Source organism: Halochromatium sp. (genome assembly GCF_054919635.1).
This window is the reverse complement of record NZ_JBUDPI010000001.1, coordinates 39,459-52,872: the sequence shown is the minus strand read 5'-3', so window position 1 is coordinate 52,872 and position 13,414 is coordinate 39,459. Positions and strand designations below refer to the sequence as shown.

The following is a 13,414-nucleotide window of genomic DNA, read 5'->3' as shown; positions in this document are numbered from 1 at the left end:
GACGACTACCGCGCTAAGGTGATCTTCGGCTAATGGTTTTTATGCGCTGACCCTGCCCCCCCCGTGTTTGCCGCAGAAATCTGTCTTCTGTTGCTTCAAAATCAAGAAGTTTCTGGACAGAATTGTTTGACATTTGGGCCGAGTCAGGATCGCCAAACAGTGCTGGTTCGCTTTGATTACCAGCTCATGATGGACTAGGGCATTCGTCGCCGGCCATGATGGATGTCTGTGCGCTAGACTTGGTCGACGAGGCAAGGACCAATCGGATTAGGAGTCAATCCCGATGTTCAAGATGGCTGTTGCTCAGAGTGCACTGACCGAGATGGAGGTCTGTGCAGCGGCCTTGGTTGACGAGGCTCTGGCGAAGCTCGATGGCGCGCAGCCCCAGGCGGCGCTGCTGTTCGCCACCGATGGGCTCGAGCATGAGCCGCTGCTGCGGGGACTGCGCGCGCGGTTACCAAACTGCGCGATCGTCGGCGGCAGCTCCTACGGCGAGGTCTCTGGTGATCGAGGCTATCGGCTCGGGACCTCAGTGTTGATTGCCTTCGCCAGCGACCGCGTCAGGCTGCGCGCCGGCGTCGTGCGCGGATTGACCCGCATGCATCCTCCGGCTGGTGGTGGAGCTGAGTCTGCAGCTGAATCTGAATCTGCGGCTGAGGATGAAGCCGATCAGGGGGCTGACTCAGCGCGGATTGCGGCGCAGCTGTCTGCGGCCGATCTGCCTACAGAGACGCCGGCGCTCGGTCTGCTGTTTCCCGATGGCGTTGCGCTCAATCTGGCGACTGTCGTGAAGGCCTTCGGGGATCAGATGCCGTTTACGCCCTTATTCGGCAGCGGCACCGCGGATTGCAGGGTGAAGCGTAGCTATCAGTTCTTCAATGACGAGGTGCTGCAGGGGGCGGTTGCCTTTCTCCTGTTCTACGGGCCTCTGCGCATTGGCTGGTCCGCGACTAAGGGCCTAGCCGCCGGTTGGGAACCGATCAGCCCACGTCTGCCGGCGCGCTGCACGGGGAATCGGATCACGCAGATTGCCGGCCAACCAGCGAGCCAGTACCTCGACACCTGTTATCCGATTGAGAACGGACGTTGGAAGTGGTCCGCTTGTCATCCATTGGCGATCTACTCCAGCCAATCGGGAGATGAGCCCAAACTGCTCGATGTCTGTGAGTGCGATCGCGTACAGGGTGATATCTTGGTTCGCGAGCCGCTCCCAGCCGACTGCGAGATTCAGCTCACGCAGCCGAGCCCAGACCTGATCCTGAGCGCGGCGCGACGTACATTATTGGCCGCACTAACCGAGGGGATTGGTCCAGCCCCGGTGGCTGGTGTGCTGTGGCTCGCTTGCGTGCGCCGAGCGCTGGTTCTCGGCCAGACCCCGGAGCGCGAGCTCCGACACAGCATCAGTGACCTCGCGAGCATTCCCCCGCTTGGCGGCTTTTATGCCTTTGGTGAGATTGCACCCGTTCGCGATGTCGGTCAGCCGCGTGCCGAGGGCTTCAGTCTGGTGATCTTGTTGTTGGGCGAGGACCCACCGCCGCTCAGCTTCTCAGACCTGGTAGCGAGCCAGGATGAGGTCTCGATGGCGAATCTGCGGCGCCAGATCCTCGGGCTAGCGCATGAGCTGCGTGAGGCGCGCAAAGAGCAGTGCCGGCTCGAGCAAGCGCTGACGGCGCAGCGGGCGCTAACGAGCTTTGCCACATTCAGCCGCAGCGAGCAGCGGATGGCAAACCAAGCGAATGCACTGGGCTTGATCTGTGCGCTGCTCGATTCGCGTTTCGACGATCTTCGCCGGTTAGCGATTAAGGGCGAGCAGGCACGGCTCAATCGCACCGGGCTGGCGCGCTTGATCGATGCCGAGCATCGACGGCGTTATGGCGTGCCGTTTCCGCTCAGCATCGCGCAGCTAGCGCGGTTGTTGGCGCCGAACGAGTCCAGCCCAGATCAGCAAGATGGGGATCAGCGGAGCCCGGAGTAGCTGCGGCTGCTCAACCCTCGGAGCGGCGAAGCTCGCGGGTGAGCTTCTCGAGCTCGCGCTGCATCTCCCGGTTTTGGAAGGGGCGCAATGGTGGGACTTCTCGGTCTAGCAGCCCATCGAGCAGGCTCTGGCTCGATTGCACCAGGTCTACCAACTCGCCCGAGACGCGCACGGTTTGGTAGGTATTCCAGGCGGTCTCGATATCGTCATCCAGTGCGGAGTGGGCCTGCTCGACCTGTTTGCGCTGTTCGACGAGGTAATCGCGATAGACCCCGGCGGCTTCGATCGTCAGCTGCTGTGCCTCGAGATTGTTGCGCAACAGAGCGGCGCGCTCCGGCTGTTTTCGCACCAGCGCCCGTGTTTCCTCACTGAGCGCGGCTGCGCGAGCGGCGATGGCGTTGATCTCGGGGATATAGCGCGTCTCGATCGCTGCTGCGACATCGTTGTGCATCCTCGCCAGCGCTCGCAACAGGATCACGTACATGCCGTAATAGCGCCTGGCACTCTCGAGATCCTCGCCGCTTTCCTCGACCAGCACCTCGAGCTGCTGAGTGATCGCCTTGACGTTGTCGAAGACGATGCCGAGATCGATGATGTTGTCGCCGACGACGGTGGCCAAGAGCAGGTCGACCTGATCATCACTCAGCTCGAGTCCCATCGCGCGTAGCTCGCTGACGAAATCGGACTTGACCCGCTCCAGCTCAGCCTGATACCCGCGGATATCGGCCTCGCGCTTGGCGATGCGCTCGTCGTAGCCGCTGACGGTGGTGGCCAGCAGCGATTCGCTCGGCGCTGCTACCCGTTCGCGTCGGAAGCGGTCGATGTCGATGCGGGCCTCAGCGATGCGGCCGCGCAGCGTCTCGATCTGCGCGCGATAATCTTGGACCGGCGAGCTCGAGAGGATGGCGACCGAGGCGTCGAGCAGGGCGTTGATATCGGTGTCGACATCGCTCTTGTCGCGGCCGAGCCAGGCTCGGTCTGGAAGCTGCGGCCGAGCCTCTTCGAGCTGCAATGTCTCCTCGAGCTTAGGGACCAGCTCCTTCCAGATGCCCGCTGTTACCGGTGGCTCGGCTGGATTCAGCGAGCGTTGAGCCCCCTCCCAGGCCTCAAGCGTGGCCTCCCGTGAGCGTTGCCACCAGCTATCGGCCGATTCGGCGGAGCGCTCCCAGAGGGAGCCTGCATTCTCGAGCGAGCGCTCCAGGAGTACTGATAGGCCGTCATCGGGACTGCTGGGCTGATTGGGCTCGTCTTGGTGCGCCTCAGCCGTGCGCTGGCTGTCGATCTCGCTGCGAGCCTGGCTCCCTGCATTGCTCCCTGGACCGGTCTCAGCGATGGCTCCAACGGCCGTGATAGAGCTTTTAGTCAGCTCTGGGTCGGCCTCCTGAGCGACACCAACCTCAACCGCGGTGGCCAGCAGAAGTCCGAGCACCAGGCCGAGGTCCGCACTGCCCGGCTGGCCCTTTGATCGTGGGTGGGTTGCGACCGAGTTGGTTATCCTCTGCCTCATGAGCCTCTAACGCCTTCTGGTTGCAGCCGTCTGGATGACGGATTGGACTGAGCCGGGCTGAACAGGTTAGCAAGATCGCGCAGCCGTGGTGGCTCCTGTTGCGTGCTACCGGTTGCGGCATCGCTCGCTGGCTGCTACCTTGCGATGCTTGTGATCGACGTATCGTCGAATTCATAAGCATCAATGGTGGGGCGCGTCGGTCCCCTCGCAACGCGAAGCCGTGAACCCGGTCAGGCCCGGAAGGGAGCAGCCGCAGCGGTGGATGCGTGTGCCGGGGTGTGGCTGGCGCGACTCGCCACCCCAATCCCCGGCTGCGTCAGGCTCGTCTGTAACTGACCTCATGACCTACCAGGTCCTCGCGCGCAAGTGGCGCCCCCGGTCCTTTGCCGATCTCGTCGGCCAAGAGCACGTGGTTCGGGCGCTGGTTAACGGCCTCGAGCGTGGCCAGCTGCATCATGCCTATCTGTTTACCGGCACTCGTGGTGTTGGCAAGACCACCTTGGCCCGTATTCTGGCTAAGACCCTCAACTGCGAGCAGGGCGTGGGTCCCAATCCCTGCGGTGTCTGCTCGGCCTGCACCGAGATCGATGCCGGGCGTTTTGTTGATCTGCTCGAGGTCGATGCCGCCTCACGCACCAAGGTCGACCAGACCCGCGAGCTGCTCGATAACGTCCCCTTCGCGCCGGTGCGCGGTCGGCACAAGGTCTATCTGATCGACGAGGTTCACATGTTCTCGGCGAGCAGCTTCAATGCCTTGCTCAAGACCTTGGAGGAGCCGCCGCCGCACGTGAAGTTCGTGTTGGCGACCACTGATCCACAAAAGCTGCCGGCGACTGTCCTTTCGCGCTGTCTGCAGTTCAATCTCAAGCGGTTACTGCCCGATCAGATTCGCGATCGATTCCAGACCGTGCTCGAGGCCGAGGCGATTGGCTTCGAGCCGCCGGCATTGAGCTTGCTGGCGCGCGCCGCTGACGGCAGCATGCGTGATGGGCTGAGCCTGTTGGATCAAGCGATTGCCTTTGGTGCCGGCCAAGTCAAGGTCGATGACGTCCGCGCCATGCTTGGCACCCGTGGCGGCGAGCTGACGCTCGATCTGCTGGAGGCCATGGCGATAGCCGATGCGGCCCGGGTCTTGACCGAGATCGGCCGCATTGCCGAGCTGACACCGGATTTTTCGACCGTGCTCGTCGATCTGGTGGCCGCTTTGCATCGTGTCGCGCTGGCACAGCAGGTGCCCGCGACCCTGCGCGGCGATGATCCAGACGAGGAACGCCTCGGCGCGCTAGCAGCGCAGCTGGCACCTGAAGACGTTCAGCTCTACTACCAGGTCCTTCTGACTGGACAAGGCGACCTGGAGCTCGCGCCTGATCCTCGTGCCGGTTTGGAGATGGTGCTCCTGCGAGCGCTTGCGTTCCGGCCGGTGGCGAGCGGATCGGCTAGCTCCGAGTCGCCGGCCTCGCCGACGACCCCTGGGGCAACGCGAGATGGCTCGCATCATCAGGCCGCTCAATTGTCCCGCCCAGGAGCGCCTTCGGCTGGCTCCGCAAGGCCAGAGCCTGAGTCAGAGCGGGGGGCAGAGCCTGGGTCGGGGCAGGGGTCGGGGCAGGGGCCAGAGCAGGGGTCAGAGCAGGGGGCTCAGCGGAGGCTCGACCCGGAACAAGCGGCGCTAGCCCATGCTGATGTCCCTAGCGCATCGGCTGAGGGCGTTAGGCCGGTGATGGACACCGCGAACAGCAGCGGTGCCTCGAGTGCGACCGATGACGGGCCCTTGCCACCGGGCACGCCGCCGCAGGCCCCGGTTTCGGCGTCTGAGGCTGCATCCATGACTCGCTCGCTCAGCTCCGCCGAGGACTGGCAGCAACTTGTCGGGAGCATGGGCCTGAGCGGTCTGGCGCTCGAGCTGGCGCGCCATTGCGCGCTGAGCGCCTGGGATGGGAAGCGGCTGCGTTTGCTGCTACATCCGGGCCATGTGCATCTGCGTGCTGCAGGTGCCGAGCAACGGCTTGGGGCGGCGTTGGCTGCCGCGCTCGCATCGGATCTGAGTCTTGAGATCCTGACTGATACATTGCCTGACGATACGCCGGCATTGCGCCACGCCCGCGAAGATGCGCAACGCCTGGCCGAGGCCGAGCGCGCATTGGCAGCCGACCCCGTCGCTCAACAGCTATGCGAGCGCTTCGATGCCGAATGGATACCAGGTACGCTTAGTGCGCTACCCGCGCGCGCTGGCGGCTGATGAGGGCCTATGTGCTCGCTAGGCTACGCGTTTTTTGTGCCCACTCAGCAGACCGAACGAGAGTCGCTGGGCTGGATTGTTGATCACCGATGAGAAGAGGTTAAGCAATGAAAAACGGATTAGGAGGCATGCTGAAGCAGGCCCAGAAACTGCAGGAGGAGATGAAGAAGTCACAGGAGCGGCTCGCCAGTGAAGAGACCATCGGCGAGTCCGGTGCTGGTATGGTCAAGGTCACGATGAATGGCCGCCACGAGGTCAAGCGGGTTGAGATCGATCCGTCGCTGTTGGCCGATGACAAAGAGATGCTCGAGGATCTCGTCGCTGCGGCCTTTAATGACGCTGCGCGGCGCGTTGGTGAAAAGGCTCAGGAGAGCATGGCGGAGCTGACCGCAGGACTGCCGTTGCCACCTGGTATGAAGCTCCCATTCTGATTCGTCTCAGGTCTGCGATCTCAATGACGGGCGGTTGATGACGGTGTCCGATTCGAGTCTGCTCAATCAGCTTGTCGAGGCGTTGCGCCGGCTGCCTGGAGTCGGTCCTAAGACCGCGCAGCGGATGGCCTTTCACCTGCTCGAGCGGGATCGAGACGCAGGACGCCAGCTGGCGCAGGTGATGGCCGCAGCGATGGAGCGCATCGGCCGTTGCGAGCGCTGCCGGACATTGACCGAGCATCTGCGCTGCCACCTCTGCGCGAGCACTCGGCGCGATGCCAGCCTACTGTGTATTGTTGAGCAGCCCTCGGATATCGTCGCGATTGAGCAGGCCACGCATTACGGTGGGCTTTATTTCGTGCTTGGTGGTCGGCTGTCCCCGCTCGATGGCATTGGGCCGGAGGAGCTTGGCCTTGATCGGCTTGAGGCGCGCTTCAAAGAGCCCGAGCTTGATGAAGCGATCCTGGCAATCAGCCCGACGGTCGAGGGGCTTGCGACCGCGCATTACATCGCCGATCTGGCACGGGACTCGGACCTGCGCCTAAGCCGTATCGCCCACGGCGTCCCATTGGGCGGCGAGCTCGAGTTTGTTGACGGTAGTACCCTGGCACATGCCTTTGCGGGTCGGCAAGGGCTCTGATCTATATCCAAACCAAGAGCATCAAAACCCAGAGCATCCAAACTAGGAGCGGAGAGACCGATGTCTGATACGATCTTCGGCAAGATCGCCACTGGCGAGGTTGAGGCAGATCTCGTCTATGAAGATGATGAGGTCGTGGCCTTTCGCGATCTCGAGCCACAAGCGCCAGTGCATGTGCTGGTGATTCCGCGCAAGCCGATTCGGACCCTGAGCGAGGCAGGGGCAGAAGACGCTGAGCTGCTTGGACGCCTATTGCTCACAGCGGCCAAGGTCGCCAAGCAAGAAGGGATTGACGAGCATGGCTACCGGACCGTGATTAACTGTAATGCTGGCGGTGGCCAGACCGTCTACCATCTGCACGTCCATGTGATCGGTGGGCGTTCGCTGCGGTGGCCCCCTGGTTGATGAGCGCTCCGATTGGTGAACGCTCGGATTGTTGAGCGCCCGGGTTCTCAGCCCCCGGGTTTTGAGCCCAGGCTGATCCCCACTGGATCAGTGAGCTCGCATGGATTCGTGCCGCGTCTTTAGGAGTACCGTCGAGATCATGTCATTGAGCATTGGAGCATCAGCCAAGGATCAGCCTATAGGCAACGGGTCGGCGAGCGATGGAGCAACGAGATCTGCGCCCGCGTTTGAGCTGAAGGCGGCGGCTTTTACCTTGCCGGTGATCCGGTTGTTGCGGCTCGATATGGACGCTGTTGAAGCACAACTGATGCCCAAGGTGCGACAGGCACCGGGATTTTTTGAGCATACACCGGTCGTGATCGAGCTCAGTGCGCTGCCATCAACAGAGGACGATGTTGGCTTTCCACAGCTCGTCGGCCTGCTGCGTGGACTGGGTATGATCCCGGTCGGGGTTCGGGGTGGCGGTAGCGCTCAGCACGAGGCGGCCAAAGCCATGGAACTGGCGATCCTGGGCGATACTGCGAAATCAACGGCAAAGGCCGAAGTGGTCGACGATTTGGCGCTTGAGCTGCCGATCGTCGGGCCGTCGGCTGGCCCTCAGATCGGCGTCGAGAAGGGCTCACAGTTCATTGATCGTCCCGTGCGATCGGGCCAGCGCGTCTATGCTGCCGGCGGCGACTTGACCGTCGTCGCTGCAGTGAATTCCGGTGCTGAGTTGATGGCCGATGGCAATATCCACGTCTACGCCCCCATGCGGGGGCGCGCAATCGCGGGGCTGCACGGAAACACGAAGGCGCGTATCTTTTGCTCCGACCTCCGAGCAGAGCTGGTGTCGGTGGCAGGACACTATCGGGTCAGCGACAACATTCCGACAAGTCTTAAGGGTTGCCAGACACAGGTCTTTTTGGATCATGATGTACTGCGAATCGAGCCTCTTTAGTGAACGCATCTGGGCGCCGAGCTAGGGACAGGTCGCAAGCAGGTTTTCGAATAGGGTCAACACGAATAAGGGGAGTCCTTCTTGGCCAGAACTATCGTCATTACCTCGGGGAAAGGGGGCGTGGGGAAAACCACGACAGCCGCTGCGATGGCCATGGGCCTCGCGCAGCGCGGGCATCGCACAGTGGTGATCGACTTCGATGTTGGCTTGCGCAACCTCGACCTGATCATGGGTTGTGAGCGGCGCGTGGTCTACGACTTTGCCAACGTCATTAATGGCGAGGCCAACCTGAATCAGGCGTTGATCCGAGACAAGCGCTGCGAGAACCTGTTTATCTTGCCTGCATCGCAGACTCGGGATAAGGATGCGCTGACGCAAGAGGGGGTCGGCCAGGTGCTCGAGGAGCTTGGCAAAACCTACGACTACATCGTCTGTGATTCTCCGGCCGGTATCGAGCATGGCGCGCTGATGGCGATGTACTTTGCCGATGACGCTGTGGTGGTGACGAATCCCGAGGTCTCTTCGGTGCGGGATTCAGACCGTATGCTCGGCATCCTCGCGAGTAAGTCCAGACGGGCGCTCGAGAATGAGGAGCCGATCCGGGAATTTCTGCTGCTCACTCGCTATTCACCCGAGCGCGTTGCGCGCGGCGAGATGCTCGGGGTCGAAGACGTACAAGAGATCCTGGCCCTCAATCTGCTGAGTGTGATTCCAGAATCCATCGCTGTGCTCAATGCGTCGAATTCTGGTAATCCGGTGATCCTTGATCACGAATCCGATGCCGGCCAGGCCTATGCTGACATGGTGGCCCGGTATCTCGGTGAGGAGCGACCCATGCGCTTCCTCGAGATGGAGCGCAGGGGTTTGCTCAGCCGATTCTTGAGGGGGTGACACGTGGGGCTACTCGACTATTTTCGCGGTGTCGGCGTCGTGCCCGGTAAGGGCTCAGCGTCGGTCGCAAAAGAACGGCTGCAGATCCTGGTGGCCCATGACCGTGCTGCGCGTGACCGTCCTTCCTACCTACCCAGGCTGCAGCAGGAGATCCTGGCCGTCATTCGCAAGTACGTCGAGGTCGATAACGACGCCGTCTCGGTGCATTACGAGCAGGAAGACCGGCATGAGATCCTGGAGCTGAATATCATCCTGCCGGACGCTGAGAGCCGACCTTGAGCCATTTCTGAGCCAGTCTCGGCTAGATTCATGAGGGAGCAAGGCCTCACTTTCGGTTGCTGAGCGAGCCGAAAGACGATTATCGATCCTCGAGGCCGAGGATGAAGCTCCACTGATCATCCGTCACCGGCATGATCGATAGACGGTTCCCTTTGCGCACCAGCGGCAGGTCAGCAAGGGCTTCGTCGGCGTAATCTTTGAGCTCGCTTAAACGGATGTTGCGCTTGAGCTCGCGGACGAAGCGGACATCGACCAGGTACCAGCGCGGATGATCCGGGTCGCTCTTCGGATCGTAATACTTGCTGTCCGGGTCGAACGCGGTCGGGTCAGGATACCCGGTGCTGACGATCTCAACGATGCCAACGATTCCCGGCTCTTTGACGTTTGAATGATAGAAGAAGCCGAGGTCGCCGATCTGCATCTGATCGCGCATCATGTTGCGCGCCTGATAGTTGCGGACCCCGTCCCAGGGCTCGGTCTGGTTGTGACGAGCCTTCAAATCCGCGATGCCGAAGGCGTCTGGTTCCGATTTCAATAGCCAATGGGCCATCTATGTCTCCCGGGTTGAGCTCGAAGAGCAGCGGCGTCACTCTGCGCTGCGTCTGATGGTCTTTGCAAGCTGCTGGAATGCTAACAGCCGATCGGTTGCGATGGCGCCTTGGGCGTTGGCGGCCAGGATGGCGCAATCAGGCTCTTGCTGATGTTGGCAGTTGCTAAAGCGGCAACGGCCGATGAACGGCCGGAACTCAGGAAATCCTTGTTCGAGCTCGGCACGCGTGATGGGCCCGAGTCGGAAGCTGCGCACGCCGGGGGAGTCGATCAGACGACCGCCGCTGTCGAGGCGGTAGCTGGTGGCAGCAGAGGTGGTGTGGCGCCCGAGTCCGGTTGCGTCAGAGATGGCGCCAATCTGGACCTCTTGATCCGGGAGCAAGGTCTTGATGAGCGACGACTTGCCGACGCCCGATTGTCCGACGAGGATGCCGGCACGCCCGTTGAAGCGCTCCCTCAACGGTGCGAGGTGCGGATCATGCTTCAGGCTCAGCGGTAATAGCGGATAGCCAATCTTGGCGTAGTGGGCGAATCGATCGAGAAAGCCTTTGCGCTCGGAATCATCGAGGAGGTCCATCTTGTTGCAGAGGATCAGGGCTGGCACGCCGATCCGCTCGGCGGCGATGAGGTACTGATCGATCAGGAAACCGGTTGGTGATGGCTCAGGTGCGACGACGATGATGAGCAGGCCAATGTTGGCAGCCAATGGCTTGTCTTGACCGCTCGCGCTGGGCCGGCTCAACAAGGTCGTGCGCGGATGTATCGCAGTGATGACCCCGGCGGTTGGGCCGCAGGGCTGCCAGATCACCTGATCACCGCAGACTGGATGTCCGATATGCTGCCGCGTCACACAATGGTGGCAGGCCCCCTCTGCGTCTTCGACGATCAGGTTGGCGCCATGTCGCACGACGACGAGGCCATTGCGGGCGGCCTCGTCATCAAGCTGGGCGAGCGCGACCTCGGCACGGGCCTCAACCTTGCTGCGACGACGATCTTGAATGCGCTGAATGCGCTCGACCTGTCGCTCCGAGAGGCGCCGCCGAGGCATGCTCGCGAAACCCGGTCGCGCTTTAAGGCTCGAACTTGTAGTACTCGCGGTTCAGCAATTGGGTGACGGCGTCGACCTGGTCGTCGAACCAGGTCAAGCCGAGGTTCTGCTCACACATGCGCACTTGGCTGTGCAAGGCGTCGAGCGAGTCGATGCGGCGGTCTTCGCGTGTATAGACCTCGGAGCCGTGACAACTGGTGCAATTCTGCTCGAACAGTGCTTGTGCATCGACCTGGTCGTCGGCTTGCGCATTGAGGCTCGTGGCAGTGACGGTGACGAGGGCAAGGCTGGCTAGTAAACGCTGGCTCATGGGCTGCTCCAAAGGTTGGGTCTAGGGTTGCATTGAGGATGACGCTAGGGCTGACCCGGTGCAACCAGCTGCGCCGAGTCTGCGCTAGGCTATAGGGTGACTTGGTCAGAAACCATCTGCGAAGCAACGGGGTGACTGTGGTAGACGAAAATAACCTCATCTGGATCGATCTCGAGATGACCGGGCTTGATCCGTTCCGCGACCAGATCATCGAGATCGCGACCCTGGTGACCGATTCGGACCTCCACGTCCTCGCTGAAGGTCCGGTGATTGCGATCCATCAGCCACAGCATGTGCTGGCAGCCATGGACGATTGGAACCAGAGTCACCACCGGGATTCTGGACTGCTCGAGCGGGTCCAAGCCAGCCGCGACGATGAGCGCTCTGCCGAGCTTCAGACATTGGCGTTCCTGGAGTCCTGGTGCAAGGCCGGGGCATCGCCATTGTGCGGGAATAGCATCTGCCAAGATCGGCGTTTCTTGGCGCGCTGGATGCCGCGCCTCGAATCCTTCTTCCACTATCGCAACCTCGATGTGAGCTCGGTCAAGATTCTAGCGCAGCGTTGGGCTCCGCAGGTGGCCGATGCCTTCAGGAAGGAAGGCGCTCATCTGGCGCTGTCGGATATCAAGGAATCGATCGCTGAGCTCGCCCACTACCGCGCTGAGCTGCTCCGGCCTTGATGGTGGCCAACATGAAGCGACCACGAACCTTACCCGACACCGGCGAGCTACCGCGAGCCCTCTATCGGGCCGAGCAGGTCAGGGAGCTGGACCGACTTGCGATCGAGCAGCACGGGATTGCCGCAGAACAGCTCATGGAGCGTGCGGGAGCGGCGACGTTCTCGCTGTTGCGCTCGCGTTGGCCCGAGGTTCGCTCGCTGGTGGTGTTGGCCGGTGCGGGCAATAACGGCGGTGATGGTTATGTGCTGGCGCGGCTTGCGCATCGCTGTCAGCTCGGCGTGCGCGTGCTGACGCTCGGCGATCACAGCCGCTTGCAGGGGGCGGCCTTGGTCGCCGCCGAGGCCTACCAGGCCGCGGGCGGGAGCACCGAGGCCTTTACGCGGCTGCCGCCCGATGCCGAGCTGATTGTCGATGCCATACTAGGAACCGGGCTCGAGCGACCACTGGCCGGCCTCTATGCAGAGGCGGTTGAGCAATCTAATCGCTCCCGCGTACCGATTCTGGCGCTTGATATCCCCACCGGTTTGCACGCCGATACCGGCCGCGTGCTCGGTGCAGCCATCGCTGCAACGGCTACCATCAGCTTCATCGGTCTCAAGCGCGGGTTGTTCACAGGCAGCGGGCCCGATTACTGTGGTGAGGTCAGCTTTGATGGTTTGCGGGTGCCGGCGGTGATCTATGCCAGTGAGATCCCGGCCGCACGCAGGATTGATTGGAGCCAGCAAGCGCGACTCTTGCCTAACCGGCGGCGCACGGCCAACAAGGGCGATTTCGGTCATCTACTGGTGGTGGGCGGTAACACTGGGATGAGTGGTGCTGCTCGCCTGGCCGGCGAGGCCGCCTTGCGGAGCGGCGTCGGCCGGGTTTCAATCGCAACCCATCCGGCGCATGCGGCGGTACTGAATCTCTCCTGCCCGGAGCTGATGGTGCATGCGGTGCCAGAGGCGGAAGCGCTCGATGCCTTGCTGGAGCGTGCCACCTTAGTCGCGCTTGGCCCCGGACTCGGTCAGGATAGCTGGGGCCGCTCCCTCTTCGAGCGGGTGGTGGACGCAGGGTGCCCTCTGGTCGTCGATGCCGATGGGCTCAATCTGCTGGCGCAACAGCCGCAGCGGCGCGACGACTGGGTGTTGACACCGCATCCGGGAGAAGCCGCTCGGCTACTCGGCAGCACGGCCGCCGAGGTCGAACAGGACCGCTTTGCGGCGCTGCCGCGATTGCAACACCGCTATGGTGGTGTCGTCGTACTCAAAGGGGCAGGTACGCTGGTTACTGGGCCCGAGCTGCGCCCCGCTGCGCTTTGCGCGGACGGCAATCCAGGCATGGCCAGCGCCGGCATGGGTGATGCCCTGACCGGCACCATCGCCGCGCTCATCGCTCAGGGTATGGAGCTCAGCTTGGCGGCGGAGGTAGGCGTTTGTCTTCATGCAGCGGCTGGTGATCGAGCCGGGCAGCAGGGACAGCGCGGCCTGATCGCCAGCGATCTGATTGCCGCCTTGCGGTCGCTGCTCGGCGCGGCGGACTAG

At 62.4% G+C, this 13,414-nt stretch carries 14 protein-coding genes and 1 other RNA gene; 11 read left to right on the top strand and 4 right to left on the bottom strand.

From position 1 onward, the window contains the following. Nucleotides 1-283: 283 nt before the first annotated feature. Nucleotides 284-1,975, top strand: coding sequence for an FIST signal transduction protein (locus ACY693_RS00270; RefSeq protein ID WP_462319818.1), 1,692 nt, complete (start codon nucleotides 284-286; stop codon nucleotides 1,973-1,975). Between the two features lie 10 nt (nucleotides 1,976-1,985). Here ACY693_RS00270 and ACY693_RS00265 read toward each other — a convergent pair whose 3' ends face one another. Further along, nucleotides 1,986-3,404, bottom strand: coding sequence for a hypothetical protein (locus tag ACY693_RS00265; RefSeq protein ID WP_462319817.1), 1,419 nt, complete (start codon nucleotides 3,402-3,404; stop codon nucleotides 1,986-1,988). A 272-nt stretch (nucleotides 3,405-3,676) separates the two neighbouring features. On the opposite strand from ACY693_RS00265, the gene ffs reads away from it, so the two are divergent. The 8 genes from ffs to minE all read left to right on the top strand — a co-directional run bounded on the left by ffs (nucleotide 3,677) and on the right by minE (nucleotide 9,304). Then, an RNA gene (gene ffs / locus ACY693_RS00260) (signal recognition particle sRNA small type) lies at nucleotides 3,677-3,773 on the top strand. Between the two features lie 49 nt (nucleotides 3,774-3,822). Further along, a complete protein-coding gene (gene dnaX / locus ACY693_RS00255) occupies nucleotides 3,823-5,718 on the top strand; it encodes a DNA polymerase III subunit gamma/tau (RefSeq protein ID WP_462319816.1) in 1,896 nt (631 codons plus the stop codon). Nucleotides 5,719-5,825: 107 nt separating this feature from the next. Continuing rightward, nucleotides 5,826-6,149: a YbaB/EbfC family nucleoid-associated protein gene (locus ACY693_RS00250; protein WP_462319815.1), complete on the top strand. Its 324-nt coding sequence runs from the start codon at nucleotides 5,826-5,828 to the stop codon at nucleotides 6,147-6,149. 43 nt (nucleotides 6,150-6,192) lie between these two features. Then, nucleotides 6,193-6,789, top strand: coding sequence for a recombination mediator RecR (gene recR, locus ACY693_RS00245; RefSeq protein ID WP_462319823.1), 597 nt, complete (start codon nucleotides 6,193-6,195; stop codon nucleotides 6,787-6,789). A 60-nt stretch (nucleotides 6,790-6,849) separates the two neighbouring features. Further along, the gene (locus tag ACY693_RS00240) at nucleotides 6,850-7,194 is read left to right on the top strand and encodes a histidine triad nucleotide-binding protein (RefSeq protein WP_462319814.1); all 345 of its coding nucleotides are present in this window, start codon (nucleotides 6,850-6,852) and stop codon (nucleotides 7,192-7,194) included. A gap of 178 nt (nucleotides 7,195-7,372) precedes the next feature. Then, a complete protein-coding gene (gene minC, locus ACY693_RS00235) occupies nucleotides 7,373-8,134 on the top strand; it encodes a septum site-determining protein MinC (RefSeq protein WP_462319822.1) in 762 nt (253 codons plus the stop codon). 81 nt (nucleotides 8,135-8,215) lie between these two features. Then, nucleotides 8,216-9,025: a septum site-determining protein MinD gene (gene minD, locus ACY693_RS00230; protein WP_462319813.1), complete on the top strand. Its 810-nt coding sequence runs from the start codon at nucleotides 8,216-8,218 to the stop codon at nucleotides 9,023-9,025. A 3-nt stretch (nucleotides 9,026-9,028) separates the two neighbouring features. Then, nucleotides 9,029-9,304 (top strand): cell division topological specificity factor MinE, encoded by a 276-nt coding sequence (minE, locus tag ACY693_RS00225; protein WP_462319812.1) that lies wholly within the window; start codon nucleotides 9,029-9,031, stop codon nucleotides 9,302-9,304. A 79-nt stretch (nucleotides 9,305-9,383) separates the two neighbouring features. Here the strand turns inward: minE and ACY693_RS00220 are convergent, their stop codons facing one another. Genes ACY693_RS00220 through ACY693_RS00210 form a run of 3 tightly spaced genes read right to left on the bottom strand, consistent with a single transcriptional unit; the run spans nucleotide 9,384 to nucleotide 11,211 of the window. Beyond that, on the bottom strand, nucleotides 9,384-9,854 hold the full coding sequence (locus tag ACY693_RS00220; RefSeq protein ID WP_462319811.1) for an EVE domain-containing protein: 471 nt from the start codon (nucleotides 9,852-9,854) through the stop codon (nucleotides 9,384-9,386). 36 nt (nucleotides 9,855-9,890) lie between these two features. Continuing rightward, complete coding sequence (gene rsgA, locus ACY693_RS00215; RefSeq protein WP_462319810.1) at nucleotides 9,891-10,901, bottom strand: ribosome small subunit-dependent GTPase A; 1,011 nt, start codon at nucleotides 10,899-10,901, stop codon at nucleotides 9,891-9,893. 22 nt (nucleotides 10,902-10,923) lie between these two features. Further along, a complete protein-coding gene (locus tag ACY693_RS00210) occupies nucleotides 10,924-11,211 on the bottom strand; it encodes a c-type cytochrome (RefSeq protein WP_462319809.1) in 288 nt (95 codons plus the stop codon). 137 nt (nucleotides 11,212-11,348) lie between these two features. Here ACY693_RS00210 and orn point away from each other — a divergent pair, with 137 nt between their 5' ends. Both orn and ACY693_RS00200 read left to right on the top strand, forming a co-directional pair. Next, complete coding sequence (gene orn / locus ACY693_RS00205; protein ID WP_462319808.1) at nucleotides 11,349-11,891, top strand: oligoribonuclease; 543 nt, start codon at nucleotides 11,349-11,351, stop codon at nucleotides 11,889-11,891. Between the two features lie 11 nt (nucleotides 11,892-11,902). Next, the gene (locus ACY693_RS00200) at nucleotides 11,903-13,414 is read left to right on the top strand and encodes an NAD(P)H-hydrate dehydratase (protein WP_462319807.1); all 1,512 of its coding nucleotides are present in this window, start codon (nucleotides 11,903-11,905) and stop codon (nucleotides 13,412-13,414) included.

Excerpts from the sequence above, each read along its gene's own strand:
- ACY693_RS00200 (WP_462319807.1), top strand. The coding sequence starts at position 11,903 with ATGAAGCGACCACGAACCTTACCCGACACCGGCGAGCTACCGCGAGCC.
- dnaX (WP_462319816.1), top strand. The coding sequence starts at position 3,823 with ATGACCTACCAGGTCCTCGCGCGCAAGTGGCGCCCCCGGTCCTTTGCC.
- ACY693_RS00240 (WP_462319814.1), top strand. The coding sequence starts at position 6,850 with ATGTCTGATACGATCTTCGGCAAGATCGCCACTGGCGAGGTTGAGGCA.
- ACY693_RS00270 (WP_462319818.1), top strand. The coding sequence starts at position 284 with ATGTTCAAGATGGCTGTTGCTCAGAGTGCACTGACCGAGATGGAGGTC.
- ACY693_RS00210 (WP_462319809.1), bottom strand. The coding sequence starts at position 11,211 with ATGAGCCAGCGTTTACTAGCCAGCCTTGCCCTCGTCACCGTCACTGCC.
- ACY693_RS00220 (WP_462319811.1), bottom strand. The coding sequence starts at position 9,854 with ATGGCCCATTGGCTATTGAAATCGGAACCAGACGCCTTCGGCATCGCG.
- rsgA (WP_462319810.1), bottom strand. The coding sequence starts at position 10,901 with ATGCCTCGGCGGCGCCTCTCGGAGCGACAGGTCGAGCGCATTCAGCGC.
- ACY693_RS00250 (WP_462319815.1), top strand. The coding sequence starts at position 5,826 with ATGAAAAACGGATTAGGAGGCATGCTGAAGCAGGCCCAGAAACTGCAG.